Annotated in this window: 25 protein-coding genes, 1 tRNA gene and 1 rRNA gene; 18 read left to right on the top strand and 9 right to left on the bottom strand. The window is 31.3% G+C overall.

Annotation, left to right across the window (positions count from 1 at the left end; genetic code table 11):
• Positions 1-8 precede the first annotated feature (8 nt).
• Together rrf and Ctaglu_RS19685 are read left to right on the top strand one after the other, a co-directional pair.
• Positions 9-125: ribosomal RNA gene (rrf, locus tag Ctaglu_RS19680) — 5S ribosomal RNA — on the top strand.
• Between the two features lie 5 nt (positions 126-130).
• Positions 131-206 (top strand) — tRNA-Lys (locus Ctaglu_RS19685).
• Positions 207-237: 31 nt separating this feature from the next.
• On the opposite strand, the gene Ctaglu_RS19690 is transcribed toward Ctaglu_RS19685, so the two are convergent.
• Complete coding sequence (locus Ctaglu_RS19690; RefSeq protein WP_125004911.1) at positions 238-816, bottom strand: response regulator; 579 nt, start codon at positions 814-816, stop codon at positions 238-240.
• A gap of 446 nt (positions 817-1,262) precedes the next feature.
• Here Ctaglu_RS19690 and Ctaglu_RS19695 point away from each other — a divergent pair, with 446 nt between their 5' ends.
• The 10 genes from Ctaglu_RS19695 (at position 1,263) to kdpC (ending at position 11,845) form a co-directional block, all read left to right on the top strand.
• Positions 1,263-1,916 (top strand): potassium channel family protein, encoded by a 654-nt coding sequence (locus Ctaglu_RS19695; RefSeq protein WP_125004913.1) that lies wholly within the window; start codon positions 1,263-1,265, stop codon positions 1,914-1,916.
• Positions 1,913-2,572 carry a potassium channel family protein gene (locus Ctaglu_RS19700; protein ID WP_125004915.1) on the top strand — a complete coding sequence of 220 codons (660 nt, stop codon included), beginning with the start codon at positions 1,913-1,915 and terminating at the stop codon, positions 2,570-2,572. The genes Ctaglu_RS19695 and Ctaglu_RS19700 overlap by 4 nt, the downstream gene beginning before the upstream one ends.
• Before the next feature lie 111 nt (positions 2,573-2,683).
• Positions 2,684-4,219, top strand: coding sequence for a TrkH family potassium uptake protein (locus tag Ctaglu_RS19705; protein ID WP_125004917.1), 1,536 nt, complete (start codon positions 2,684-2,686; stop codon positions 4,217-4,219).
• Complete coding sequence (locus tag Ctaglu_RS19710; RefSeq protein ID WP_125004919.1) at positions 4,195-4,695, top strand: DNA-binding protein; 501 nt, start codon at positions 4,195-4,197, stop codon at positions 4,693-4,695. The genes Ctaglu_RS19705 and Ctaglu_RS19710 overlap by 25 nt, the downstream gene beginning before the upstream one ends.
• Positions 4,696-4,752: 57 nt before the next feature.
• A complete protein-coding gene (locus Ctaglu_RS19715) occupies positions 4,753-6,384 on the top strand; it encodes an ATP-binding protein (RefSeq protein ID WP_233439880.1) in 1,632 nt (543 codons plus the stop codon).
• The gene (locus Ctaglu_RS19720; protein ID WP_125004921.1) at positions 6,353-7,054 is read left to right on the top strand and encodes a response regulator; all 702 of its coding nucleotides are present in this window, start codon (positions 6,353-6,355) and stop codon (positions 7,052-7,054) included. The genes Ctaglu_RS19715 and Ctaglu_RS19720 overlap by 32 nt, the downstream gene beginning before the upstream one ends.
• A 298-nt stretch (positions 7,055-7,352) precedes the next feature.
• Positions 7,353-7,430 carry a K(+)-transporting ATPase subunit F gene (gene kdpF, locus Ctaglu_RS26510; protein WP_224617774.1) on the top strand — a complete coding sequence of 26 codons (78 nt, stop codon included), beginning with the start codon at positions 7,353-7,355 and terminating at the stop codon, positions 7,428-7,430.
• 26 nt (positions 7,431-7,456) lie between these two features.
• Entirely contained in the window at positions 7,457-9,130 is a 1,674-nt protein-coding gene (kdpA, locus tag Ctaglu_RS19730) for a potassium-transporting ATPase subunit KdpA (protein ID WP_125004925.1), read from the top strand.
• Positions 9,131-9,159: 29 nt separating this feature from the next.
• Positions 9,160-11,223: a potassium-transporting ATPase subunit KdpB gene (gene kdpB, locus Ctaglu_RS19735; protein WP_125004927.1), complete on the top strand. Its 2,064-nt coding sequence runs from the start codon at positions 9,160-9,162 to the stop codon at positions 11,221-11,223.
• A 31-nt stretch (positions 11,224-11,254) separates the two neighbouring features.
• Complete coding sequence (gene kdpC / locus Ctaglu_RS19740; RefSeq protein ID WP_125004929.1) at positions 11,255-11,845, top strand: potassium-transporting ATPase subunit KdpC; 591 nt, start codon at positions 11,255-11,257, stop codon at positions 11,843-11,845.
• Positions 11,846-11,966: 121 nt separating this feature from the next.
• Here kdpC and Ctaglu_RS19745 read toward each other — a convergent pair whose 3' ends face one another.
• A complete protein-coding gene (locus Ctaglu_RS19745) occupies positions 11,967-13,121 on the bottom strand; it encodes a sensor protein KdpD (protein ID WP_125004931.1) in 1,155 nt (384 codons plus the stop codon).
• Between the two features lie 290 nt (positions 13,122-13,411).
• Between Ctaglu_RS19745 and Ctaglu_RS19750 the strand changes: the two genes are divergently transcribed.
• A complete protein-coding gene (locus Ctaglu_RS19750; RefSeq protein WP_125004933.1) occupies positions 13,412-13,825 on the top strand; it encodes a hypothetical protein in 414 nt (137 codons plus the stop codon).
• Positions 13,826-13,975: 150 nt separating this feature from the next.
• Here Ctaglu_RS19750 and Ctaglu_RS19755 read toward each other — a convergent pair whose 3' ends face one another.
• The 4 genes from Ctaglu_RS19755 to Ctaglu_RS19770 form a co-directional block, all read right to left on the bottom strand.
• On the bottom strand, positions 13,976-14,179 hold the full coding sequence (locus Ctaglu_RS19755) for a hypothetical protein (RefSeq protein WP_125004935.1): 204 nt from the start codon (positions 14,177-14,179) through the stop codon (positions 13,976-13,978).
• A 63-nt stretch (positions 14,180-14,242) separates the two neighbouring features.
• Complete coding sequence (locus tag Ctaglu_RS19760) at positions 14,243-14,911, bottom strand: ABC-2 transporter permease (protein ID WP_125004937.1); 669 nt, start codon at positions 14,909-14,911, stop codon at positions 14,243-14,245.
• Positions 14,911-15,771 (bottom strand): ABC transporter ATP-binding protein, encoded by an 861-nt coding sequence (locus Ctaglu_RS19765; protein ID WP_125004939.1) that lies wholly within the window; start codon positions 15,769-15,771, stop codon positions 14,911-14,913. The genes Ctaglu_RS19760 and Ctaglu_RS19765 overlap by 1 nt, the downstream gene beginning before the upstream one ends.
• Positions 15,772-15,841: 70 nt before the next feature.
• Positions 15,842-16,219 carry a GntR family transcriptional regulator gene (locus Ctaglu_RS19770; RefSeq protein ID WP_125004941.1) on the bottom strand — a complete coding sequence of 126 codons (378 nt, stop codon included), beginning with the start codon at positions 16,217-16,219 and terminating at the stop codon, positions 15,842-15,844.
• Positions 16,220-16,422: 203 nt separating this feature from the next.
• On the opposite strand from Ctaglu_RS19770, the gene Ctaglu_RS19775 reads away from it, so the two are divergent.
• From Ctaglu_RS19775 to Ctaglu_RS19795, 5 genes are all read left to right on the top strand, one after another.
• Positions 16,423-17,589: a mechanosensitive ion channel family protein gene (locus Ctaglu_RS19775; protein ID WP_233439882.1), complete on the top strand. Its 1,167-nt coding sequence runs from the start codon at positions 16,423-16,425 to the stop codon at positions 17,587-17,589.
• A gap of 226 nt (positions 17,590-17,815) precedes the next feature.
• Complete coding sequence (locus tag Ctaglu_RS19780; protein WP_125004943.1) at positions 17,816-18,865, top strand: M42 family metallopeptidase; 1,050 nt, start codon at positions 17,816-17,818, stop codon at positions 18,863-18,865.
• Complete coding sequence (locus Ctaglu_RS19785) at positions 18,856-19,854, top strand: M42 family metallopeptidase (RefSeq protein WP_125004945.1); 999 nt, start codon at positions 18,856-18,858, stop codon at positions 19,852-19,854. The genes Ctaglu_RS19780 and Ctaglu_RS19785 overlap by 10 nt, the downstream gene beginning before the upstream one ends.
• Before the next feature lie 32 nt (positions 19,855-19,886).
• On the top strand, positions 19,887-20,843 hold the full coding sequence (locus tag Ctaglu_RS19790; RefSeq protein WP_125004947.1) for a M42 family metallopeptidase: 957 nt from the start codon (positions 19,887-19,889) through the stop codon (positions 20,841-20,843).
• A gap of 133 nt (positions 20,844-20,976) precedes the next feature.
• Entirely contained in the window at positions 20,977-22,224 is a 1,248-nt protein-coding gene (locus Ctaglu_RS19795; protein WP_125004948.1) for a right-handed parallel beta-helix repeat-containing protein, read from the top strand.
• A 68-nt stretch (positions 22,225-22,292) separates the two neighbouring features.
• Here the strand turns inward: Ctaglu_RS19795 and glgD are convergent, their stop codons facing one another.
• The 3 genes from glgD to Ctaglu_RS19810 all read right to left on the bottom strand — a co-directional run bounded on the left by glgD (position 22,293) and on the right by Ctaglu_RS19810 (position 25,993).
• On the bottom strand, positions 22,293-23,402 hold the full coding sequence (gene glgD / locus Ctaglu_RS19800) for a glucose-1-phosphate adenylyltransferase subunit GlgD (RefSeq protein ID WP_125004950.1): 1,110 nt from the start codon (positions 23,400-23,402) through the stop codon (positions 22,293-22,295).
• Positions 23,403-23,411: 9 nt separating this feature from the next.
• Positions 23,412-24,557, bottom strand: coding sequence for a glucose-1-phosphate adenylyltransferase (locus Ctaglu_RS19805; RefSeq protein ID WP_125004952.1), 1,146 nt, complete (start codon positions 24,555-24,557; stop codon positions 23,412-23,414).
• A gap of 224 nt (positions 24,558-24,781) precedes the next feature.
• Entirely contained in the window at positions 24,782-25,993 is a 1,212-nt protein-coding gene (locus tag Ctaglu_RS19810) for an Nramp family divalent metal transporter (protein WP_125004991.1), read from the bottom strand.
• Positions 25,994-26,231: the final 238 nt, after the last annotated feature.

Genomic DNA, 26,231 nt, shown 5'->3' on the forward strand with positions numbered 1-26,231 from the left:
TTTCTCAATCTGGTGATTATGGCATGAAGGTAACACCCCTTCCCATACCGAACAGGTCGGTTAAGCTTCAATGCGCCAATGGTACTGCAGGGGTAACTTTGTGGGAGAGTAGGTCGTCGCCAGGTAACATGGTTTACTAGCTCAGTTGGTAGAGCACATGACTTTTAATCATGGTGTCCGGGGTTCGATTCCCCGGTAAGCCACCAAAAAAAGCACTTCTTTATGAAGTGCTTTTTTTTATTCCCATTGGGCAGCCATATTATGAAATATTTCAGCCTTTCTTAAGTCACCTTGTTTTCTGTATACCATAGATATTAATTCATAAACTTCAGGAGTATTTGGATCAGTAGATAAAACTACTTTTAGTGCATCCAATGCTTTTTTTAGGTTATTCTCAGATATTAATTGTTTTATAATCATTATTTGATATTCAATATTTTTTGCATTTGGAGCCTCTTCCTTTGTTATCATTTCATCAATAATAGTCTTAATTTTATCTGTAGTAAAAGGTTTCTGTAAATAAGTAATGGCGCCAAGTTTTGTACAATCCACTGCATTTTTAACCGTAGCGAAAGCTGTCATAATTACTACAGGAGCAGTTAAACCTTTAGCTCTAATTCTTTTTAGGACCTCTGTGCCACTTATTTCAGGCATTTTAATATCTAAAAATATTAGATCTACAGGTTCTGTATCAATTAAGGATAGCGCTTCATGACCGTTAGTAGCCATCAAAACTTCAAATCCCTTTAGTTTAAGATAAATTCCGAGCAGTGTACGAATATTTTTTGTATCATCTACAACTAAAACTTTCTTCATAATTGCCCTTCTTTCCCCAATAATTAATAATATAATTAATTATATAGAACTATATTTTCAGCATAAATATCACTTGTATTTTTAAGTTTACATATAAGTATAAGACTTTTATTGATTATATGCAACTACAAATTAACAGATAAAGTATATGGTAGATGTAAGTTATAGGCGTATAAGGAGTATAAATACAATATATTTCTTTAATAAAACTCATATATTCAATTATTGATTTAATACTATAAGAAAAATGAAGGATAACGAATATAAACAAAGAATAGCAGTGATAAATCTCTTAAATCACATACAACAATTAGGATAATGATTTTAAAATGAGTTAGACAAAGTTGCGATATGCCCTAAAATCGCTTAACATATACATATAATATTCAAATTTAATAAGAAATTATTATTTTTCAATAAAGAAATTCAAGTAAGGAGAACAAACTATGTATATTATAATAATAGGTTGTGGTAGATTAGGCAGTGGACTTGCCATGGAACTTTCTAATGATGGTCATGATGTGGTAATAGTGGACAAATATGCAGCCAATTTGCAGCGCCTTAGAAGTGGTTTTAATGGAATTAAAATTAAAGGTGTGGAGATAGATAATGATACATTGATGGAAGCTGGAATAGATAAAGCAGATATATTTTTGGCCATGACCCCTGCAGATAATATAAATATTATGGCTAGTCAAATTGCGAAGAATATATTTAAGGTACCTAAAGTAATAGCTAGAATCTTTGACCCATCCAGAGAATTTATTTATAGAAAACTAGGATTACAAACTATAAGTCCAACTGAATTAGGTATAAATATAATTAAAAACAAAATAATAGATAAAAATTCAGATACACTATTTACGTTAAACAATGATATATCTATAGAAGAGATTACAATAAACAAACTTAAGTTTAAAAATGTTTTAGAAATAGAAGATAAGTTTAATTGTAGCATATGTGCAGTTTGTAAAAATGGTGAATTTATGATTCCAAATAAAAATGAACTATTTAAAAAGGGTAATAAAATAGTTTGTAGCATAAATAAAGAGAATAAAGAAAAGTTGGTAAAGGCGATAATGAGGGAGAAACTTATATGAGAGCAGTAATAGTTGGTGGTGGAAAGGTAGGGTACTATCTTGTTAAAGCATTAAAAGAAAAAAAACATCAAGTAGTATTAATAGAAAAAGACATAGATATTTGCCAAAAGATTGCTGAAGAAATTCAGGTAGACGTAATATGCGGGGATGGGTCGGATGTTGAAGTACTAAAAGATGCGGGTATTGAGGAAGCGGAAGTAGTAGCTGCAGTAACGGGTAAAGATGAGGAAAATTTGGTAATATGTCAGATGGCTAAAGTGAACTTTAATATTAATGAGACAATAGCCAGAATCAATAATCCTAAAAATACAGCAATATTCAAGGCATTAGGAGTAGATAAGACTGTATGTAGCACACAAGTAATTTGTAATTTAATAGAAGGAGAATTTAATAGCGAACCTCTAAAAGTAATAGAAAGCATAAATAGAGGGGAAATGATATTAGTAGAAGCGAAAATAGATAAGGACAGTGCATGGAAAGATAAATCTATAGAAAAGTTAAAATTACCTAAGGAATGTCTAATAATATCAATAATAAGAAGTGAGAAAGTGATTTTTCCAAGAGGCGGCGAAGACATAAAAGAGGGCGATAAAGTACTTATCATAACAAATACAGATAGAAAGAAAGATGTAGAGAAATCTATAATTGGAGGGTAAATATTATGACAAGCAAAAAGATTATAGGTGGAGTAATTACAGAGATAGGATATACACTAATGTTTTTATTTGTGTTATATGGCATTAATATGATTTTGGCAAGGTGATTATATGAAAAAAATAATAAAAAACTTTGATGATTTTAAAATAATAAATTTTTATGTAGGATATGTAATCATAGGAACCGCAAGTTTAATGCTGATACCAATGCTTACTTCATTAATATTTAAGGAATGGAGTGCACTTTTAGATTTTACTATTAGTATAAGTATAGCTATTAGTTTAGGTATATTGCTTATGGCTACAGGTAAGAGTAAGATTGATAAAGTAAAAGTGCAATGGAAACATGGATTAATTATTGCATCTAGCTCCTGGCTTATACTAACTTTGTTATGTGCGGTGCCATATCATCTTAGTGGAAATACTCAATCTTTCTTAGATGCATGTTTTGATGTTATGAGTGGGTTTACAACCTCAGGAGTTTTACTTATCCAAAATATTGACCATCTTTCACTGGGACTCAATATGTGGAGACATATTATTACCTTTGTTGGGGGACAAGGTATGGTAGTACTCGCTTTAAGTTTTATGGTAGACCATACTTTAGGTGCTTACAAAATGTATGTTGGTGAAGGTAAGGATGCAGAACTCGTACCTAATGTAAAAAATACGGCAAGAATAATATGGAAAATAAGCATTATATATTTAGTAGTAGGCACTATTATGCTTTGGATCAATGGAATACTTATAGGCATGCGACCTGTAACTGCTCTTTTTCATGGATTATTTATTTTTATGTCTGCTTGGAGCACAGGTGGATTTGCGCCGATGTCTCAAAATATGCTGTATTATCATAGTCTTTCCTATGAGTTATTGACAATGATTTTCTTCGTTATTGGTTCTTTAAATTTTGCATTACATTATGCAGTATGGCAAGGAAAGAAGAAAGAAATATTGAAGAATATTGAAACACAGAGTTTTTTTATTACAGCTCTACTTATTTCTTTTTTTGCAGCATTAAAACTAACAAATTCGGGAGTATATAGTAACGCTATATCAGTTTTCAGAAAAGGTGTTTATAATATATTATCAGCTCATACAACTACAGGGTTTGGTAATCTATATGCAAGGCAGTTTGCAACTGAGTGGGGAGATTTTCCTGTAGTTATGATGATAATAGCCATGCTTATAGGTGGATCAGCCTGTTCTACGGCGGGTGGTTTTAAGGGGCTTAGGGTAGGATTGGTTTTTAAAAGTATAGGTGTAGAAGTGAAAAAATTGATAAATTCTGACAGAAAGATAAGGGTAGCTAAGTTTCATCATATAAAAGAAATTGTGTTAGAGGATGCAATGGTGAAATCTGCTTATCTTATAATAATATGTTATATAATTTTATTTTTTGTAGGTACTGCACTAGGAACCTATTATGGATACCCAGTGCTTAGTGCAGCTTTTGAGGCTGCATCAGTTACAGGAAATGTAGGATTATCCATTGGAATTACGGCTCCATCAATGCCAACTTTACTTAAGATATATTATATAATTGCAATGTATTTAGGAAGATTAGAATTTATATCTGTGTTTGCGCTAATAGGAGTTACATTTGGAGGCATTAAGAAATTATGGTTAAGACTTTTAAAACAATAATATTAATATGTATTTTAGTTTTTTCTTTTCCCATAGCATGCATGGCAAAGGAATATAGCAACTTTACTGAATTAATCGAAAATGGAAAAAAGATTGATAATGCTAAAATTACACTAAAAGGTGAAGCTATTGGGGAAAGTATGAATAGAGGTAAATATTCCTGGGTAAATATAAGTGATGGAAGCAATGCTATGGGGATATGGATTAAGAATGAACAAGTCAAAAGTATAAAAAACTTTGGTAAGTATGGCTATAAGGGAGATCTATTGAAAATAAATGGTACTTTTAATAGAGCCTGCGTGGAACATGGTGGTGATATGGATATCCATGCAAGCTCGGTTGAAATTATAGAGGTTGGTGAAAAAGTAATAATCCCTATAAGTAACAATAAAAAAATTATAGCAACAATACTAACACTTATTACACTTACTTTAATTTTTTCATATAAAAAATTTACTAAAAGCATTTCAAAATGAAATGCTTTTTTTTGGAAATTAAGGGGTATTTAAATATATTAGGAGGTGGTGGTGCGTTTGAAAAAAAGCAAATTAAATGAGTGGTTTCTAAAAATTTTTAATGAGTATGAATATAATGACTATAGCGAAATCAAACCTAAACAAATGATAATTGCCAATGTGTTTAAAATTATAGCAATTATGAGTTTATCAACTATAATAACTCTGATATTTAGAAAAATTGGGATTCATGAGTCAAATGTTATAATAGTATATATTTTAGGAGTATTATTTGTATCAATAAGTACTGATGGATATATTTATGGTACAATGGCTTCGATAATTGGAGTACTATCATTTAATTTTTTCTTTACGGTACCATATTATAGTTTTTTAGCTTATAGAGCCGACTATCCAGTAACTTTTATTATAATGCTTATAGCCGCAATTATTACAAGTACTTTGACTTCAAGAGTTAAAACGCAAGTTAGAATATCTTTTATACGTGAAAATAGAATGAAAATTTTATATAAAATTAACAAATCATTGCTTACAGCAAGAAATAAAAAACAAGTAGTGGAGTTTTGTGGTGACAATTTAGTTGATATGTTTAATAGAACTATTATGATAGCTATACTAGATGATAAAAATAATTTGCAAAAGCCAAGTGATTATATGGTTAATGGAGAATATGGTAGGAATATTTTCAAGTCAGATGTAGAGGTTTTGGCAATTGAGAAATGCTTTAAAACAGGCCAATCAGTAGGTGTTGAAGCTGATATCTCCATAAATAGTGTTGGATATTATCATCCCATTAAAGGGCAAAATAAAATTCTTGGAATTATTGGTATAGTATGTTTAGAAGAAGATACCTTATCAAAAAATGAAAAAATTCTTTTGGAGTCAGTTTCTACACAAATTGCTTTAGCTATTGAAAGGGAAGACTTATATCAAAAGAAAAAAAATATAAATTTAGAGGCCGAAAGAGAGAGAGTTAGGGGTAATCTTTTAAGATCAATTTCACATGATTTAAGAACTCCGCTAACAGGAATATTAGGATCTGTTTCTACAATTACTGACAATTATGATATACTTGATAATGATATAAAAAAAGAGCTTCTTGATATAATTTATGAAGATACAAGTTGGCTTATACATTCAGTTGAAAATATATTGAGCATGACAAGAATAGATGAAGGTAAACTTGAAATTAAGAAGGATGCAGAGGTCGTTGAAGAAATTGTTGCTGAATCCATATCGAGAGTTAAAAGGTTTTCGGGAAGTCATAATATCGTGACTGATTTACCCCAAGATATGGTTATATTATTTGTAGATGGGTTATTAATAGAACAAGTGCTTATTAATTTGATTGATAATGCTATAAAGTATACGCAGGATGATTCCATCATAACGGTTAAAGTTACAGTAAAGGAAGATAATGTGGTTTTTGATATATCAGATAATGGGAAAGGGATACCAGAAGAAGATATAACGTCTATATTTGATAGATTCTATACAAAGACTAAGGGCGATTGCCTAGAAAAACGAGGCATAGGACTAGGACTTGCTATTTGTAAGTCTATTATAGAAGCACATGGTGGATGTATGGAAGCTTTAAATAACTCTTCTGGTGGGGCTACATTTAGATTTAGTTTACCTGGAATAAGGAGCGATGAAAATGGATATAAAGCCTTTGATTTTAATAGTTGAAGATGATAAACCTATTAAAAAATTTATGAAAGTTTCGCTTGAGGCGCAGGGATATAAGTGTATTGAAACTGAATTTGGGAATACAGCTATAGCACTGATTTTTTCCAACAATCCAGATATAATAATTTTAGACTTAGGCCTTCCAGATATTGATGGTCTTAATGTTATTGAAAAAGTAAGAGAGTCCACAAAAGCTAGGATTATAGTTGTTTCAGCTCGTGGACATGAAAGTGAAAAGGTCGAAGCCTTAGATAGCGGTGCGGATGATTATTTGACTAAGCCTTTTAGCGTAGCTGAGCTTTTAGCAAGAATCAGGGTGGCACTAAGACATTTTAATGGGGATAGCAATTCACAAAATATTGCGCAATCAGTATTCCAGGTTAAGGATTTAAAAATTGATTTTGAAAAACGCAGAGTTACAATTTTGCATGAAGAAATACATTTAACACCAATGGAGTACAAATTAATTGAGTTAATGTCAAGATATGCAGGACGTGTCTTAACTCATAAGTATATAATTGATGAGATTTGGGGAAGTTATTTTGAAAATGAGACGCAATCTCTTAGGGTATTTATGGCTAATATAAGAAGGAAAATAGAAAAAGATCCTGCCCAGCCACAGTATATCATAACGGAAGTTGGAGTAGGATATCGTTTAGTAGATGAATAATTTTTAAAAGATGAAGCTTTTGGCTTCATCTTTTTTTATGGAGAATAATGGTAGTATTTCTTAACATAAAATTTATGCAGAAGTTAGCATCTTTACACTATCTTTATTTTGCATTTGTTAGAATGAATGCATAAGGTGATCAGAAGGAGGCGACGTAAATTCATGATGGATGTAATATTCATAATCGGGACAGCATTTTGTTTTTTGCTAGTACTACCCTTTATTAATTGGTGTGAAGCACAAATTAATAAATAAAAATCAATATATCACTTAAAGTGATAATTAAATGGAGGATTTTATGAAAGGTTTAATTGTAATTGCAATTTTATTGTTTTTGTATTTAGGGTATGCGTTGTTTAATCCCGAAAAATTTTAAAAGAAATAGATGGAGGGTAGTTATTTATGGACATTTTTCAAATTGTATTAACACTTATAATTTTTGTATTGCTTATAATTCCAACTGGAAAATATATATATAAAGTTATAAACAATAAGAGATCTTTTGTAGATCCAGTTATGGACAAGGTAGATAACTTAATATATAAAATTACAGGGATAACAAAAGAAGAGATGACTTGGAAGCAATATGCCGTTGCTTTTATAGTATCTAATATGGTTATGACTTTAATGGCTTACCTAGTGCTTAGGATTCAAGGCGTTCATTTCTTAAACCCTAATGGTAACAAAGCTATGGATGCTTCACTTATTTTTAACACTATTTTTAGTTTTATGACTAATACAAACCTTCAACACTATGGTGGAGAATGGGGATTATCGTATTTAAGTCAAATGATAGTTATAACTTTCTTTATGTTTACGTCTGGAGCATCAGGAGTTGCCGTTGCAGCTGCTTTTATAAGAGGTATTACTGGAAAGACTAAAATGATAGGTAATTTCTTTGTTGATTTAGTAAGAGTTACTACAAGGGTTTTAATTCCTTTTTCAATAATAGTAACAATCCTTTTAATGGGACAAGGAGTTCCACAGACTTTTTCGCCAAATAAAGTTATTACGACGTTAGAAGGAACTAAACAGGTTATTGGCCTGGGACCTGTAGCTTCCTTTGAAGCTATTAAACATTTAGGTACTAATGGTGGTGGTTTCTTTGGTTCAAACTCATCACACCCATTTGAAAATCCTACTCCGATTTCAAATTTAATAGAAATGTTATCTATGATGTTAATACCCGGAGCTATAGTTTATTGTTTTGGCCTAATGGTAAAAAAGAAAAAGCAAGGATGGGCTATATTTGCGGCAATGTCTATATTGTTTGTATTGTCTTTAGTAGTTTGCTTTAATGCTGAAAAAGCTGGGAATCCTGCAATTGCTAATCTTAATTTAAGCCAAGCTATGGGTAATATGGAAGGTAAAGAAATAAGGTTTGGACTTCCAGGTTCAGCGCTATTTACAACAGTTACAACAGCATTTACTACAGGTAGTGTAAATAATATGCACGATTCATTAACACCTCTTGGTGGAATGGTTCCACTATGGCAGATGATGCTTAATGTAGTATTTGGTGGTGAAGGTGTAGGCTTTATGAATATGATAATGTACGCGATACTAACAGTATTCCTATGTGGGCTAATGGTGGGAAGGACACCGGAATTTTTGGGTAAAAAAATTGAGGCAAAGGAAATTAAGCTAATATCTTTGGCTATATTAATACATCCTTTTATAATTCTTGTACCTTCAAGTATAGCTGTACTTACGAAGCAGGGGCTCGCGGGTATAACTAATTCAGGATTCCATGGGTTAACCCAAGTACTTTATGAATTTACTTCCTCTGCTGCTAATAATGGTTCAGGTTTTGAGGGATTGGCAGATAATACTATGTTTTGGAATGTAAGTACAGGGCTTGTTATGTATGCAGGAAGATTTTTCGCCATGGTTATTCTTTTAGCTGTAGCTGGTTCGCTAGCAGCTAAGAAGTCTGTAGCAGAATCAAATTCTACATTTAGGACAGACAACACTACATTTACTATAATATTAGTATTTATAGTTTTAATAATAGGAGCGTTAACATTTATGCCAGCTATAGTATTAGGACCGATAGCTGAACACCTAATGCAATAAAATATTTAATAATGTAAGGAGTAATATATATGAGTAATAAAGATAGTAAAAAGAAGTTTATAAGTAAAAAGATTTTTAATGATGCACTTAAAGATTCTTTTAAAAAGTTAAACCCTAAATTAATGATAAAAAACCCTGTTATGTTCATTGTTGAAGTTGGATTTTTTATAACTTTATTTCTTACTTTTGTTCCTACGGCCTTTGGTGATACAGGTACGAATTTAAGAGTATATAATGGATTAGTTGCTTTGATTCTTTTCATTACAGTTCTATTTGCTAACTTTGCAGAAGCAGTGGCGGAGGGGCGCGGTAAAGCTCAAGCTGAAAGTTTGAAGAAAACAAAAAAAGATACAATGGCTAAACTTTTAGACAAAAATGGTAAAATAACAGTTACCAATGCGTCACAGATTAAAAAGGGAGATATTGTTCTTGTTGAGAATGGGGATATAATACCAAATGACGGTGAAATTGTTTCGGGCCTTGCAGCTGTAGATGAATCCGCTATAACAGGAGAATCAGCGCCTGTTATGAAAGAGTCTGGTGGAGACTTTAGCTCAGTTACTGGGGGAACTAAAGTCGTGAGTGATTGGCTTAAAATCAAAATTACAGCTAGTCCAGGAGAGTCTTTCCTTGATAAAATGATAAGTTTAGTTGAAGGAGCTTCAAGACAAAAAACTCCTAATGAGATGGCATTAAATATTTTATTAACAGTTTTAACAATGATTTTTCTTATGGTTGTTGTTACGCTACACCCATTAGGATCTTATTCGGGTGTTAAGATTCCTGCATCTACACTTATAGCATTGCTTGTATGCTTAATACCAACTACAATAGGTGGTTTATTATCAGCTATAGGAATTGCAGGCATGGATAGAGTTACAAGATTTAATGTAATTGCTATGTCAGGTAAAGCAGTTGAAGCTTGCGGAGACGTAGATGTTATGATTTTGGATAAGACTGGTACAATAACTTACGGTAATAGACTTGCAGCAGAATTTACGGCTGTATCTGGGTGTGATCAAAATAAATTAATAAAATATGCATTAATATCTTCCCTAAAGGATGAAACTCCTGAAGGCAGGTCTGTAGTTGAACTTGCGAGTAAACTTGGAGTATCTTTAGATGTAGAGGATTATAAAGAAGCAGAATTTATAGAGTTTACTGCTCAAACTAAAATGAGTGGATTAAATTTACAGGATGGAACTATTATAAGAAAAGGTGCTATTAGTAGTATTATAAAAATGGTGCAGGGACTTGGTGGTAAGGTTTCAAAAGATTTAGAAGTAGTTACAACAAAAATCTCAATGCTTGGAGGAACACCCTTAGTAGTTTGTTTAAATAGTGAAATACTTGGAGTTATTTATTTAAAGGATACTGTGAAACCAGGACTTACGCAAAGATTTGAAAGACTAAGACAGATGGGTATAAAAACCATTATGTGTACAGGGGATAATCCACTTACAGCGGCTACAATAGCAAAAGAAGCAGGGGTGGATGAATTTATTGCAGAGTGTACCCCAGAGGGTAAAATTGATATTATAAAAAGAGAACAAGCAGAAGGAAAACTTGTTGCTATGACGGGTGATGGTACTAATGATGCTCCGGCACTTGCACAAGCGGATGTTGGGCTTGCAATGAATAGTGGTACTGTTGCCGCAAAAGAAGCTGCTAATATGGTGGATTTAGATTCTGATCCTACTAAGATAATTGAAGTAGTAGAAATAGGTAAGCAGTTACTTATAACAAGGGGAGCACTAACTACATTTAGTATAGCAAATGATGTTGCAAAATACTTTGCTATAATACCAGCAATATTTACTGTAGCTATTCCCACAATGAATGTATTAAATGTAATGAAGCTTGCTACGCCTTCAAGTGCTATATTATCAGCATTAGTCTTTAATGCAATAATAATACCTCTATTAATTCCAATAGCTATGAGAGGGGTAAAATATAAACCATCAAAGGCTGAAACCCTTCTTTTGAGAAATATATTAATTTATGGTTTAGGTGGAATTCTGGTTCCGTTCGGTGGAATTAAAATAATAGATATGATAATATTCCCGCTACTCAAAGTACTTAACGTGGCATAAGTACTTAACGTAATAATTGAGGAGGATAACAATGAAAGTATTAAAAAAATCAATATTAGTTAGTTTGACGTTGATGTTTATATGTGGGTTTGTATTTCCTACTGTAATGACGGGGGTAGGTAAGTTGTTTTTCAATAATAAGGCTAATGGAAGTATGATAACTGTGAATGGACGTGAAGTAGGTTCAGAGCTCATAGGTCAAAACTTTACGGATCCTCGTTACTTTCATGGAAGAATTTCAGCTGTAAATTATAATACGTGCAAGGAGGGAGATAAGATTTCATTATCTTCTGGGTCTGCAAATCTTGCGCCTTCTAATAAGGCGTTAACAGAGAGAATACAAAAGGATATGAATGAATTTTTAAAGGCCAATCCTGAAGTGAAAAAAGAAGCTATCCCAGCAGATTTTTTAACAAGTTCAGGCTCAGGTCTTGATCCTCATATAAGTCCGGAAGCTGCAAAGATACAAATACCAGCTATTTCAAAAGCTACAGGTATTGCTAAAAGTGATTTAGAACAAATGGTTAAGCATAATACGCAGGATAGGCAACTTGGTGTGTTTGGCAATAAAAGAGTTAACATATTGAAACTTAATATTGAAGTTGAAAGTAAGCTTCATTAGTTCAGAATTGAGAGTTAACAAAAATGGGAATGTAGCTAGATTTGTGTAAACAAATTTAGCTACATTCTTTTTTGTATAATTAAATGATAGTTGTGGTAATGACATCTAAATATCAACTTAATTAAAAGCTGCGGTTATCAGGAATTACGTGTATTTCTATATCTTTAGCATGACGTAAAATTTTTGTTACTGGAGAACCTCTAAATACCATTTGCCAAAAGGAACGGTTAGCATGGCCAATTATAATTTGTGTGATATGCTTTTGTGAAGCAAATCTTACCAGTTCTCTAGAAACACTTTTGCCAGTTAAGGTTATAGTCTCAGCGCCAAGTTGCTCAGCTAATTTAAAGTGATTTGCTAACATATCTAAACCTTTTTTAGAAGGAGTAGTAGCTAAAGCATGAGTACAGTTTACTGTAGCTACAATCCATTCGCATTTATAACGTTTTGCTATGCGGGCACCTCTCCTTATTAATTTTTTTCCAAAGGGATTAGCACTTACGCAAACCATAACTCTTTCGGCGGTGTGCCAGTTTTCTCTAATATTGTGTTTCTTCATATACTCTGCTAAATCATCATCAACTTCTTCAGCCGTTTGTCTTAATGTTATTTCTCTTAAGGCATTTAAATTTCCACCTCTAAAAAAGTTTTTTAATGCTCTTGCAATATTTTCGTTTTTATAGATATCACCTCTTTTTAATCTGGACTGAAGTGCTGAAGGAGTAATATCGATAACAACCACCTCTTCAGCATTTTCAACTATAATATCAGGAATTGTTTCTCTTACTGTTATACCTGTTATTTGTTTTATAACGTCATTAAGACTTTCTAAATGTTGAATGTTTAAAGTAGTAACCACATCTATTCCATGTTCCAGTATTTCTAAAACATCTTCATATCTCTTCTTATTTTTAGAACCTGGTGCATTAGTATGGGCGAGTTCGTCTATAAGTACTATTTTAGGGTTACGTTTTAATACCTCACCTAAATGAATTTCTTCTAAAATCATGTTATTGTAGTTTATTTTTTTTCTGGGTAATACCTCAAGAGAATCTACTTGAGAATTAGTTTCTTGTCTCCCATGGCTTTCAAGATAACCTATAACAATATCTTGTCCTCTTTTTAACATTCTATTAGCTTCATTAAGCATGGAGTATGTCTTTCCAACACCAGGGGCGTAGCCTAAAAATATTTTAAGATGTCCTTTCGAAATTTCTTTTTCTACTACTTTTAATGCTTCTTCAGGTGTAGTTCGGTAGAAAGAATTATTACTCATTTTAAATCAATCCTTTATTTATAAAATTTTGGTTCTTTAAGTGAAAAGTTATGAATTAAAACATATATTCATTATACAATTAATTTATATTTTTTTAAAACTACACAATAAAACTATGGAGGGCATGAAAAGCGTTAATATAGAACAGTTGATGGAAAAAAGCAACGTTAAATTATAAAATCTTAACACAATCTTTATACGATAGGGTTTATATTTATACCTTCTTAATATTGAATTTGATAAAATATAATTATAAAATAAAGAGTGAAAGGATAACTTGAGGTGATAGTATGTTAAGAAGTATAAATGAAGAAAGTTCTTTTGAAAATAATATAAAAGAAGCTATTAATGCAATAAAGTCAAATGAATATGATCTAGCACGTAAGTATTTGTATGCAGGAATGATTGAAAATGACCATTCGGCAGAAGTATACAACTTACTAGGAATTATTTCAGAATATAAAAGGGACGAGTCTATGGCGTGCACATATTATAGAGCGGCATATGTATTTGATCCAACTTATAAACCAGCAGATAAAAATTTAGAAAGAGTAACTTCATTTTTTTATATATTTAATAAAACAAGCATAGACTACGGCGATACTATAGAGGAAGAATGTGAGAAATCATGTTTTGCTGAGTATAGTGGAATGCAGATTGGAAATTTAAAAAATATTCAGGTAGATAGAAAGTCAGCCTGTTAATTTATAAATAAGGAGATATCTAAAGTAGTATGTATTGGAAATTGGTGATGCTTCAGTTTTAAATTCTATAGTAGACAATATTGAAGATTAATGTAAGTAAAATTGGCTTGTCATTTACGACAAGCCAATTTTAAAATAATCTTCTATTTATTATAAATAGGTATTCTTCCTTTCATTGTTAAAAAGTATTACCCACGCAATAACTGGCAAAAATGAAAGAACTAAGTAGAACATACCAAATATGTTTGATAATATAGCAAGTATGGCTGATAGACCCAAAAGAAACATGGTACAACTAGCTTTATAGATATGAAAATTTTGAGTTACAATGTTCAAGAATTTGTCTTTTTTCATTAAAATACCTCCAATCTAATTTATTAAACGTCTTAATAGTACTATTTTTAAAATAAAAGGAGTTTAAAACTCCTTATTTTTATATATGCGTATTGAGATCATTAGAGAAATTAAGAAAATAATTAAGCATATGATTATAGCTAGTGAGTTTTGAGTAAAACTAGAAGTGTTGTTTATAAAATAATTAATTTTTTGTACTAAAACATTATTTGGATTAGAAGTAGCATATTCAATAGTTGCTGTTGGTACGAATAAAAATGACATAAACAGTATAACGTTAAAGAAATTCATCTTTATATACCCAAATTTAAAATATACAGGAAAAAATATAGAGGTAAATATACAAACAGATGTTAAAACTAAAATAATATTCAATAATGAAATTGATGCAGCAAACATAGGAAGACCAGTGGCTTTTCCTATAAATCCAACTAATATAGAATAAATAATGCCTATAAATGCAAATACAAAGACTGATATATATTTTGATAAAACAATATCCTTTCTTTTAAGTGGCAAGCTATTTAATACAATTTCACTTTTGTTTTTCTCATCATAGCTTACCGCAAAGCTTATGAGCATATAGGCAGTTACCACAGGGGATAATACATATAAACCGAAGCCACTGGGGCCCTTGGAAAAAAAAGCAATTGGTGCAAAAATAGAATAAAGAAGAGCATATAATAAGGTTTTTTTCTGAATAGCTATATCCTTTATTATTAAATTTAACATTAATCATTCCCCCTAACTGTATATACCATAATTTCTTCAAGAGAAGCTCTTTCAATAATAGTTTTGCCAGTAAATATCTTTCTTGCCTTATTGATATCCTTTGTTAAAGCCTCAAATCCACAATTAGTTTCTTTTATACTCACAAATTCACGTCTAGTATCATTATCTAAAACTTCTTTACTTCCCTTTACTAAACCGTAGTTTTCAATAATTTCGTCTTTACTTTGGGAGAAAACTAATTTGCCTTTATTGATAAAAGTAATATAATCTGCTATCTTCTCAAGGTCTGTAGTTATGTGTGTTGAAAAGAGTATGCTTACATTTTCATCTTGAATTATGTTGTATAAAATATCTAAAAGTTCACTTCTAAATACTGGATCGAGTCCAGAAGTGGGTTCATCCATTATAATTAGCTCTGCATTATGAGAAAGAGCGAGTGCTAGAGAAAATTTCGTTTTCATTCCTTTTGATAGGTTTTTAATTTTATTTTTTTTAGGCAATTCAAATTCTTTTATAAATTTTTCGAACAAGGTGTCATTCCAGCTTTTATAGAAAGGGCTAAGGATGTTTTTCATTTCTAGGACGTTTAATTCTTCATAGAAATAGTTTTCGTCATAAACAAAACCGATTTTTTGTTTGATTTCTTTCTCATGTTTTAAATTGTCTAGTCCAAAAACATTTATGTTTCCACTATTTTTTTTAACAAGATTCATTATAAGTTTTATGGTGGTACTCTTTCCAGAACCGTTTGGACCTATAAAGCCCATTACAGAGCCTCTTTCTAGATTAAAAGTTAGATTATCTAAAGTAAAATTTTTATAGGATTTCTCCAAATTATTTATTTCTAAAATATTATTCATAGTTATCTCTCCTTAATAGTTTGGTAGAACGTAATTATAAATAGTTAGTAATATCTAATTTCATTAGATATTAATTTTCTTCCGTATATAGTAGTGCTAGCATACTTTGTAATTCTTCTAAACTTAAATTTAAATGTTTGCTTTCAATTGTTACCTCCGTTAGTTTTTCTTCTATAGCTGTTAGCCTTTTTTCTCTTATTAGGTCTTTGTTTTGACCAGAAACATAGGAGCCCTTTCCTGGTACAGTTTCTATAAAACCATCTCTTTCAAGTTCTTCATAAGCTCTCTTAGTTGTTATAACGCTTATCTGAAGGTCTTTTGCTAAACTTCTTATAGAGGGCAAGGCATCACCCTCTGAAAGCGCCTCCTTCATAATGGCGGTTTTTATTTGAGTTACTATTTGCTCATAAATTGGATGCTGTGATGAATTAGAAATTATAATATTCATAATTTACTCCTTTGTTAATAGTGTATATATACTATGTGAACAGTATATACGGATTAAAAATTATTGTCAAGGAATATTTGTAAGTTTTGTTTATGAATATATTAATAAGAATCCTTTCTTTCTTACATAATCCATTGAGAAAATAACATTATTAGCTTAAAATGATTATATATATAAACATAAGATAAAGGGAGAGTGATTTTTTGTTCCAGTCTATAGTTGATTTTTTTGTAGAAAACAGAATACGATATGTTTTTACTGATATGCAATCCTACAAATTCCAATATGTAGGTATAGCTATTGTAGTGTTTGCATTATTTGTATTATTAAAAAAAGTGTTTGCAAAATATGTATTTAAAATAATATTGAGACTTGTTAATAAAACAAAGTTTAATGCAGATACAAAAATAGTAGCTGCCTTTCAAAAACCTGTAACTAATTTTTTTGAGGTATTAGGATTTTATTTTGCTTTTAAAATTTTAACTAGGGCAGGAATTCCAATTAAATTAATAACTATAGATAAGTTTTTTAGTTCTGCTGTAATTATTTTAATTACTTGGGGAATATATAATCTCACTGGCGAATCTTCTGTGCTCTTTGAGAGAATGCATAAAGCTTATGACATAAAGGTAGATAAAATATTATTTCCATTTATGTCAAAGACATTAAGATTAGTAGTTTTAGCATTAGCTGTTACTATAGTAGCTGAAAAATGGGGATATAATATTCAAGGTTTTGTCGCAGGTCTAGGACTAGGAGGACTTGCTTTTGCACTAGCAGCTAAAGATGCAGCAGCTAATATTATTGCAGGTGTTTTTATAATATTGGATAAGCCATTTACTATTGGAGACTGGATTAGTAATGACTCATTAGAAGGTAGCATAGAGGATATTTCTTTTAGAACTACGAAAATAAGAGCTGTTGATCAATCATTAATAATAGTGCCTAATTCAAAATTAACTAATGAAGCTGTAATCAATTTTAGCAGAAGAGGAAAACGAAGAGTTAATTTTAATTTAGGATTAAATTATAGGACCTCTAGGGAGAAATTAGAAACTTGTGTTGAAAGCATAAGGCATATGTTAGAGAATCATTCACAGATTAATAAGGAGGACATCCTTGTTAGATTCGATAAATTTAATTCAAGTAGTATAGATGTTTTAATATGTTTCTTTACTGATACAGCAGATTTTGATGAATACTTTAAAATAAAAGAGGATGTTAATTTTAAAATAATGGATATTCTGCAAAAGCAAGGAGTTTCAATGGCATTTCCAAGCACAAGCGTATATGTGGAAAGTCTACCTAATACAATAGAAGAGAATTTTAAATTAGTGGATAAAGCCCAGAAAAAGAAAACTTCAGAATAAAATTTTTCAAGAAGCAATGGAAAAACTGAAAACAATAAAAGCTTTAGGGTGTGCCCTAGAGCTTTTTATAGTTACATAGAATGACAATAGTTTCAAAAATTACACTCACATATTGGAGGAAAAAACCATTATATATAGAATACAAGTAAGTATGAGTTTGTTCTAAAGTATATTAAAGAAATACGGTAAATATTAATTAGACTAGAATCTCAAGTAGGGGGAAATTATGGACGAGAAGCAACTGTTAAAAAACTTATGTACGTCGCATGCTCCAAGTGGACGCGAACATTGGATACATGCACAAATTAAAGAGGCTTTTGAGCCATTTTGCGAAGTTACAGAAGGGAAATTAAATAATCTGTATGCTATAAAAAAAGGCAATAAAAATGGAGAAAGAAAAAGTATAATGCTTATGGCACATGCTGATGAGGTCTTCCTTATGATAACGGAGATAATGCCAAAGGGATTTTTAAAGTTTATTGGTAGTGGTATTGATCCTAAGACCTTGGTTTCACAGGAAGTTCTTATTCATGGCAAAAAACAGATAGATGGCATTATAGGAATTAAACCACCGCATCTTATGACTGAGGGAGAAAGTGAAAAATCAGTTACTATATCAGGGTTAACAATTGATACAGGGTATAGCACAGAGAAATTACAAGAGATTGTGAGTATTGGTGATTTTGTAACATTAAAAAGAGATTTCTATGAGCTTTTAAATAATAATGTAACATGTAAAGCTACAGATGATAGAGCAGGTATAGTGGCTATGTATACTTGTTGCAAAGAACTAGAAAAAATAAACCATGATTTAGATGTTTATTTTGTAGCTTCTTGCCAAGAGGAAGTAGGGCATAGAGGCGCTAAAATGGCAAGTTATGATTTATTACCAACTCTAGCTATTGCTATAGATGTAACTTTTGATAATGGTCCTATGGGTGATATGGATCGGGAAAACAAACTAGCTGGAGGTCCTGTTATATGTTTTGGGCCTAATATTCATAGTAAGTTTAGAGAAAGACTTATGGAAATAGCTGATGAGTACGCCATCCCTTATAACGTAGAAGTGGAATCTGGCAATACTGGAACAGATGCTTGGGATATACAAGTAACTAGGGGCGGTATTCCTACACTATTAATATCTATACCAATCAAGTATATGCATACATCAGTTGAGATTGTTAATATGGATGATATTATAAATACAGGAAGATTAATTGCTAAGTTTATTGAAAAGGTAAGTAGAAAGGACGTGGAGGAATTACTATGCTTTTAGAAAAATTATCTAATGCCGCAGGTCCTTCAGGGTTTGAAGGAGAAGTAAGAGAAATTATAAAAGAAGAAATTGTGAATTATGTAGATGAGATGAAAGTAGATGTTATGGGCAATATTATTGCACATAAAAAAGGTAATGGCGCAAAAGTACTTATAGATGCCCATATGGATGAGGTAGGTTTTATTATTACTGGATATAATCAAGATGGTACTTTAAGGTTTGAATCCTTAGGTGGAATTAACGGCAAGGTGCTCCTATCTAAAGTTGTATTAATAGGCAAAAATAAAATAACAGGAGTAATAGGCTTTAAACCAATTCATCTACAAAGTGGAGATGAAAGGAAAAAGAATGTAAAGGCTAGTATGTGTTGCATTGATATAGGTTCAAGTTCTAAGGAAGAAACTAAAAAAAATATAAAAATCGGAGAATTTGTGGTGTTCCAAATGAAGTATGGTAAGTTTGGAGATGGACTAGTTAAAGGAAAAGCCTTTGATGATAGAATGGGCTGCGCTGTTGCTATAGAAATATTAAAGGGAAGTTATAATTGTGATCTTTATGTTAGCTTTAATGTTCAAGAGGAGGTAGGAGAAAGAGGAGCTTATGTTTCTGCTTTTAATATACAACCAGATATAGGAGTTGCGCTAGAGGGAACTATATGTGCAGATATGCCTGGTATTCCTAAACATTTGAATGCCACAGAAATAGGTAAGGGTCCTGCACTATCTATTATGGATAAGACTAGTATTTTTGATGATGAGATTTTAAAGACATTAATAAAGGTGGCAGAAGATAAGGATATACCTTATCAGCTAAGGAGAGCAACGGCAGGTGGAAATGATGCAGGAGCCATACTTATGTCAGGAGATGGAGCAAAGGTAGCTACAGTGTCAGTGCCTTGTAGATATATACATTCCTCTGTTTCAGTAGCAAGTATACAGGATTATAAGAATACTGTGACACTTATGGTGGAGTGGCTAAAAACATTTTAAAAATAAGCAGTTTATGAAAGTGAGGATTAATCATGGATATAATGTTACAAAAACTAGTTAAAGCCTTTGGTGTTAGTGGCCATGAAGATGAGGTTAGAGAAGTTATAAGGGAAGAATTAAAGGATATTAATTGTGATATAAAAGAAGATAAGATGGGGAATTTAATAGTTAAATTAGGTAGTGGCGCACAAAAAATAATGTTCTGTGCTCATATGGATGAAATAGGGCTTATAGCTACGTATATAGAGGACAAGGGGTTTGTACGAGTAAGTAATATAGGTGGAATTCGTGCCTCTGAAATAGTACATAATCTTGTTGTGTTTCAAAATGGTATTATGGGCAAAGTTAGTGCTACAAAATCAGAGCCTAAAATAGAAGATTTATTTATAGACCTTGGTGTGTCTTCAAGAGAAGAAGCATTAAAGAAGATTAAAGAAGGCGATACAGCATGTCTTTTATCAGATTTCATGGAAGTAGAAGATAAAATAATAAGTCCGTGTTTAGATGATAGGATAGGATGTTATATTCTTCTTAGGATGATAAAAGAAATTAAACAAACAAAAAATGAGCTATATTTTGTATTTTCTAGCCAAGAGGAACTAGGGGGACGGGGAGCAAGAGCAGCAGCTTACACTGTAAATCCAGATTACTGCATAGTATTAGATACACAGGAGGCAGGAGATTATATTGGTGCAGAGGGAAAATTAGAACTTGGAAAAGGTCCCATAATTAAGATAAAAGATAGAACTTTAATCATGCATCATGAAATCAAAGAAATGCTTGAAAATGCAGCGCAAAGATCGGTGGTAAAAGTTCAATATGGAGTTTCAAATGGAAGTACAGATGGTGGAAACATTCATAAAGAAAATGGTGGAATAAGAACAGGAGTAATTTCAATTCCTTGTAGATATACTCACTCTATATCGGAAATGGTTTCTATGGAGGATGTAGAGGATACAATAAAGTTACTTAAGGGGTTTTCTAGCTAAACCTTTCTTATATTATTAAGGTTTAGGAGATTTGTGTTTTATAATGTAAGTATTATATTTACATATATAATAAATAGTGGTAGTATAATAAGTGAGTAGTTTAAAAAAAATAGAAGAGTATGGGGGGATTTATATGAAGAATTTATTAAAAAAATTAATAAGCATTCTAATGTGCTTCACCATGGTTTTATCAATAGCAAGTTTGAAGACAGAAGTTGTACAAGCTAAAGAGAAAGAAGTTGTTCCTAAGATGGATATTGTATCACTTGGACATTTCCCATTCATTGAAGGACAAGAAAATTCTATATATGCGTCTTGTAATAATTATACAGGTAAAGTTCAGTATCAGGCATTTTATATAGGAGAAAACACCATGAATTCATGGGAGTTAGTTAATAATAAAGATATGGTAGATGGATGGACAAAATCTATAGAGGCTAATAAGTTCGCAGTACTTAATATATCTAATTTAAACTTAAAACCAGACTATTATAAATTCGCAATTAGAGTAAAAAGAGATGGAGTGCAGGGGAAATATAAAAATAAGTATGGTAGTTATGATGATGTATATGCTTTTTCCACAGTAGTAAAAAAAGTTGAAAAAGAAATAAAAAATGAAGTGATTGAAGTTAGTAACGCAAAAGAATTATTAGAAAATATAGGATCCAACAAGACTATAAAATTAAAAGCGGGTGAATACGACTTATTAGCTGTAAAAGATTTAAATAATAAGCATATAAAATTTGAAAAAGTGTTTGATGGACAACAGCTAGTAATATCAGATATAAGCAATTTAAACATTGAAGGATTAAAAGAGGCGCAGGTAAAATTATTAGTTAATCCAAGATATGCAAATGTACTTACTTTCAAAAATTCAAACAACATAAATATTTCAAATATAATTGCAGGGCATTATCCAGACAAGGGATCTTGTACCGGTGGAGTATTCTTTTTTGATAATTGTAAAAATGTTGATATAAAAAATTCAGTTTTATTTGGATGCGGAACAGAAGGTATAAATCTTAATAAGGTTGAAAATTTTAATTTTGAAAATTCTACAATTAAGGAGTGTTCATATGATTTAATGACTTTACTTGATTCAAAGAACATTGTATTTAAAGACTCGAAGTTTTATGATACGGTGGAATTTAATCTTATAAATGTAAGTAATACTAAGGGTGTTATTTTTGACAAATGTAAGATTTATAATAACAAGGCAACAGGTGAATTTTTCCCATATTTATTTAATGTAGATGAAAATTCAAATGTTCTTGTTAAAAATTCCATAATAAAAGATAATGCAGTTAAGAGTTTAGTCAGTAATAAGGAAGCTGTTATTTTTGAAAATGTAGAATTTCATAATAATACTTTTGACAAATAATAAAATAAATTAAAGGATAAGGATACTGTTTGGGATAAAACAGTATCCTTATCTTTTGTAAAATAACATTAAAATAAAGCTCTCTTCTCAATTACAAGTGGAAATTCTTCATCACCATTAAGTTGCTTATTTTTATTTACAATTACATTTTTGTCCATTATAACATTGAAGAGTTTAGAATTTTCTCCAATTTCGCAATTTTGGAGAATAATACTATTTTTAATTTCAGCACCTTTATGAACCACAACGGCCCTTGATATAATACTATTTTCAATAAGCCCCTCTATAATACAGCCGTCAGCAATTATGGAATTTTTTACATTGCTTTCATCGTAATATTTAGTAGGTGGTTCATCTTTAATTTTTGTATAGATGGGTCCATTACTAAAAAATAATTCCTTAGTTGTTTTTAAGTTTAACAGGTCCATATTAGCTTTGTAGTAGGTACTTATTGAATTAATACACTGAAGGTAGCCTTTAAATTCATAAGCCGTAACTCTTAAATCTTTGATGCTTTTATATATAAGATCCTTAATAGTAAAGTAAGAACCAGTTTGTATACATTTATTAATGAGTGATATTAAAAGGTCCTTTTTCATAATGAACATTTCCATGGAAATATTTAAACTGTCATAAGTGCCCATATTCTTTCCTACACTTAGTACATTATTGTTTTCATCTATATTTAATACGTCGCAATTTAAGAAATTTTTAGTCCCAGTTTTAATATTTTTATATATGACAGTTATATCTTGCTGCCTCTCTTCATGATATTTCACGGCATCTATATAATCTATATTCCCTATCATATAAGAAGGAGAAATAATAACATTTTTTTCTTTACTTCTATATATATATTCCATGTTGTTCCACAACATTTCTGCATCATTTATAGACATGTTGCCAATTCCCAAATTAAAAACAAATAGCCCATTGAGTCTTCTATCTAAATCCCATGGTTTTCCAGAACCTAGATGATCTACTAAGGAACGAGATTTACTTTGAGTGAAAATCCCAATGTTTTTAAGACCTGAATTAACCATGTTAGATAATGCAAAATCTATAATTCTATACCTAGCAGCTATGGGAATAGCGGCCAGTGGTCTATTTTTAGTAAGACTTATTATATTTGTTTCATTTTCGTTTAGATTTAATATACCCATATAATTATTAAGCATTCAACCACCTCATCTTATAACTGAATTAGATTTAATTTCAGTGCCTTCTGCAACTAGAGTTATGTCATCTGCAATTCCTATAAGAGAATGACCTCTTATAATAACGTTATTACCGATTATAGCTTTATCAATAATAACGTTGTCCCCTATTTTGGTGTTAGGCATAATAACAGAATTTGATATTTTAGAGTTTTTTCCAACTGTAACTCCTTGAAATAGCACTGAATTATAAACTTCCCCAAGAACAATGCATCCTTCCACAACTAGTGAATTAGTTACTTTTGCATTAGGGCCTATATATTGAGCTGGGTTGGTAGGATTTATGGAGTATATCTTCCAAGACTCATCATGAATATTTAATTCATTATTGTCATCTATTAAATCCATATTTGCTTCCCAAAGACTTTTAATAGTACCTACATCTTTCCAATAGCCTTTAAAAGGATAGGCATAAAGTTTCTTTTGGTTTTTAAGCATAGAAGGTATTATGTTTTTCCCGAAATCGTTGCTGGAGTGTTTATTGTTTTCATCATCTTTTAAAAAACTTTTAAGAAACTTCCAATTGAAAATATATACCCCCATAGAAGCCATATTATTTTTGGGGTTTTGAGGCTTTTCTTCAAATTCATATATTTTGTTATCTGAAGTAGTATTCATTATTCCAAATCTAGAGGCTTCATCTATTGGAACTTCAATAACGGCTATAGTAGCATCGGCGAATTTTTCTTTGTGAAAATTGAGCATTTTTGAATAATCCATTTTATAAACGTGGTCTCCAGAGAGAATAAGTACATACTCCGGGTCGTAGGAGTCTATAAAATTAGTATTTTGATGGATCGCGTTAGCAGTACCTTTATACCAATCTCCTCCAGATTCATCCATATAAGGAGGAAGAAGTGTAACTCCACCGTTATTTCTATCTAAATCCCAAGGGACGCCTATACCTATATGAGAATTTAGTGCAAGGGGCTGATATTGTGTTAGGACCCCAACCGTATCTATTCCTGAATTTGAACAATTACTTAGAGTAAAATCAATAATCCTATACTTACCCCCAAAAGGTATTGCAGGTTTCGCTGTATTTTTAGTAAGCATCTTAAGCCTACTACCTTGTCCACCTGCTAGAATCATAGCTATCATCTCTTTTTTTGGCATTTTAAATACCCCCATTATCTAAGGCTTCTTCAATAAAAAACTAACTAATAAGCTTGTCTATTTTTGAAGATGCTTAAAGCTTCATTATATTACTTTACCTATGTATATTAGGATGAAGGTGATTTAATGCCTTTTAAAGAAAATATATTTATAATTGTGGCAAATAGTAAAAAAGGAATTGGGCAACATATTGCACCCAATTCCTTTGTTTGTATTATATGAATTTATAATATATAGCTTAATAATAGCATTATGTTAAGTGCAGTTACTATAAGTCCAATAATCCAAAGAGTTACTTTATCGAATCTAGTGTTTGCATACTTGCCCATAACTTTTTTAGAGGAAGTTAAATATATCTGTAGGAATATAGTTATAGGAAGTTGGATACTTAAGAGCATTTGAGAATAGATGAGTCCCTTAAATGGTTCCGATATAAAAAATATAACTACTGCAGCACCAACTAAAGTAATTGCTACACCTATTTTAGTATGAATATCATGAATATCATAAGGTTCTCCAAATATTCCTGCAAAAATACTACCACCAGCCATGCCAGCGGTAACTGACGAGGCGATTCCTGCAAACAGTAGGGCTAGTGCAAACACTACGGATGCTATACTTCCAAGCATGGGTGTAAGCATTTGTTGAGCTTGACTAAGCTCCGTAACATGAATATTTTGTGTAAAGAAAGTAGCGGCTGCAATAAGGATCATAGCACTATTTATAGCCCAACCTATTAACATTGAGAAAAATGTGTCCATAAATTCATATTTCAATTGTTTTTTTATTACAGTTTCATCTTTTAAATTCCACTGACGACTTTGAATTATTTCCGAATGGAGAAATAAATTATGAGGCATTACAACGGCACCCAGAACGCTCATTATTATTGGAATAGATCCATTAGGGAAAGAGGGTTTAACCCAGCTTATCATTGCTTTTCCCCATTCGATATGAACAAGGCTAAGTTCAAATATAAAAGATATTCCTATTATAGAAACAAAGCCAATAATCCATTTTTCTAGCTTTTTATAAGAGTTTGTGAATAGCATCCATAAAATCAATGCTAAAACTAATACCGTTCCTAGTTTTATAGGTATACCAAATAACATATTTAAAGCAATAGCGCCACCAAGAAGTTCTGCAAGGGCAGTAGATACTGCAGCCACGACTGCAGAGCCAAGCACTACTTTGTTCAATTTTGGTTTTAAGGTGGCAGTAGATGCTTCTGCTATACAATTACCTGTAACAATTCCAAGATGGGCCGCATTATGCTGAAGAACAATTAACATAATAGTTGAAAGGGTTACCATCCAAAGTAGAGTATATCCGTAACTGGCACCAGCAGCAACATTTGCTGCCCAGTTACCAGGATCTATAAATCCAACAGTTACTAGCAGTCCAGGTCCAATATATTTTATAAAATCTAATGCCATAAGTTTTGGTTTATGGTCATCTTTTAAAAGGTTTTTAATAGTTGAAAATTTCACTTTAACACTTCCGTCCTATATTATTGTTGTACTATATAATATATATTATATAGTAATTATTATTTAAAGCAACATTAAAAATAGAATAAATGAAAATATACTATAATAAGGATATTTTTTTATTATATAGGAAACAGCTTGCGCAAATGATTGTGGATAACACTTACACTTGATCATAGAGATA

Origin of the sequence: Clostridium tagluense, from assembly GCF_003865095.1 — a bacterium.
Lineage (GTDB): Bacteria > Bacillota > Clostridia > Clostridiales > Clostridiaceae > Clostridium_AD > Clostridium_AD tagluense.

What these genes read in the sequence shown, in the direction of transcription:
- Ctaglu_RS19780 (WP_125004943.1), top strand. Translation starts at nt 17,816, where the DNA reads ATGGACGAGAAGCAACTGTTAAAAAACTTATGTACGTCGCATGCTCCA.
- Ctaglu_RS19785 (WP_125004945.1), top strand. Translation starts at nt 18,856, where the DNA reads ATGCTTTTAGAAAAATTATCTAATGCCGCAGGTCCTTCAGGGTTTGAA.
- Ctaglu_RS19760 (WP_125004937.1), bottom strand. Translation starts at nt 14,911, where the DNA reads ATGTTAAATTTAATAATAAAGGATATAGCTATTCAGAAAAAAACCTTA.
- Ctaglu_RS19755 (WP_125004935.1), bottom strand. Translation starts at nt 14,179, where the DNA reads ATGAAAAAAGACAAATTCTTGAACATTGTAACTCAAAATTTTCATATC.
- kdpB (WP_125004927.1), top strand. Translation starts at nt 9,160, where the DNA reads ATGAGTAATAAAGATAGTAAAAAGAAGTTTATAAGTAAAAAGATTTTT.
- Ctaglu_RS19720 (WP_125004921.1), top strand. Translation starts at nt 6,353, where the DNA reads ATGGATATAAAGCCTTTGATTTTAATAGTTGAAGATGATAAACCTATT.
- glgD (WP_125004950.1), bottom strand. Translation starts at nt 23,402, where the DNA reads ATGCTTAATAATTATATGGGTATATTAAATCTAAACGAAAATGAAACA.
- Ctaglu_RS19705 (WP_125004917.1), top strand. Translation starts at nt 2,684, where the DNA reads ATGAAAAAAATAATAAAAAACTTTGATGATTTTAAAATAATAAATTTT.
- kdpC (WP_125004929.1), top strand. Translation starts at nt 11,255, where the DNA reads ATGAAAGTATTAAAAAAATCAATATTAGTTAGTTTGACGTTGATGTTT.
- kdpA (WP_125004925.1), top strand. Translation starts at nt 7,457, where the DNA reads ATGGACATTTTTCAAATTGTATTAACACTTATAATTTTTGTATTGCTT.
- Ctaglu_RS19805 (WP_125004952.1), bottom strand. Translation starts at nt 24,557, where the DNA reads ATGCCAAAAAAAGAGATGATAGCTATGATTCTAGCAGGTGGACAAGGT.
- Ctaglu_RS19695 (WP_125004913.1), top strand. Translation starts at nt 1,263, where the DNA reads ATGTATATTATAATAATAGGTTGTGGTAGATTAGGCAGTGGACTTGCC.
- Ctaglu_RS19750 (WP_125004933.1), top strand. Translation starts at nt 13,412, where the DNA reads ATGTTAAGAAGTATAAATGAAGAAAGTTCTTTTGAAAATAATATAAAA.
- Ctaglu_RS19795 (WP_125004948.1), top strand. Translation starts at nt 20,977, where the DNA reads ATGAAGAATTTATTAAAAAAATTAATAAGCATTCTAATGTGCTTCACC.
- Ctaglu_RS19690 (WP_125004911.1), bottom strand. Translation starts at nt 816, where the DNA reads ATGAAGAAAGTTTTAGTTGTAGATGATACAAAAAATATTCGTACACTG.
- Ctaglu_RS19790 (WP_125004947.1), top strand. Translation starts at nt 19,887, where the DNA reads ATGGATATAATGTTACAAAAACTAGTTAAAGCCTTTGGTGTTAGTGGC.
- Ctaglu_RS19770 (WP_125004941.1), bottom strand. Translation starts at nt 16,219, where the DNA reads ATGAATATTATAATTTCTAATTCATCACAGCATCCAATTTATGAGCAA.
- Ctaglu_RS19700 (WP_125004915.1), top strand. Translation starts at nt 1,913, where the DNA reads ATGAGAGCAGTAATAGTTGGTGGTGGAAAGGTAGGGTACTATCTTGTT.
- kdpF (WP_224617774.1), top strand. Translation starts at nt 7,353, where the DNA reads ATGAAAGGTTTAATTGTAATTGCAATTTTATTGTTTTTGTATTTAGGG.
- Ctaglu_RS19765 (WP_125004939.1), bottom strand. Translation starts at nt 15,771, where the DNA reads ATGAATAATATTTTAGAAATAAATAATTTGGAGAAATCCTATAAAAAT.
- Ctaglu_RS19710 (WP_125004919.1), top strand. Translation starts at nt 4,195, where the DNA reads ATGGTTAAGACTTTTAAAACAATAATATTAATATGTATTTTAGTTTTT.
- Ctaglu_RS19745 (WP_125004931.1), bottom strand. Translation starts at nt 13,121, where the DNA reads ATGAGTAATAATTCTTTCTACCGAACTACACCTGAAGAAGCATTAAAA.
- Ctaglu_RS19810 (WP_125004991.1), bottom strand. Translation starts at nt 25,993, where the DNA reads ATGGCATTAGATTTTATAAAATATATTGGACCTGGACTGCTAGTAACT.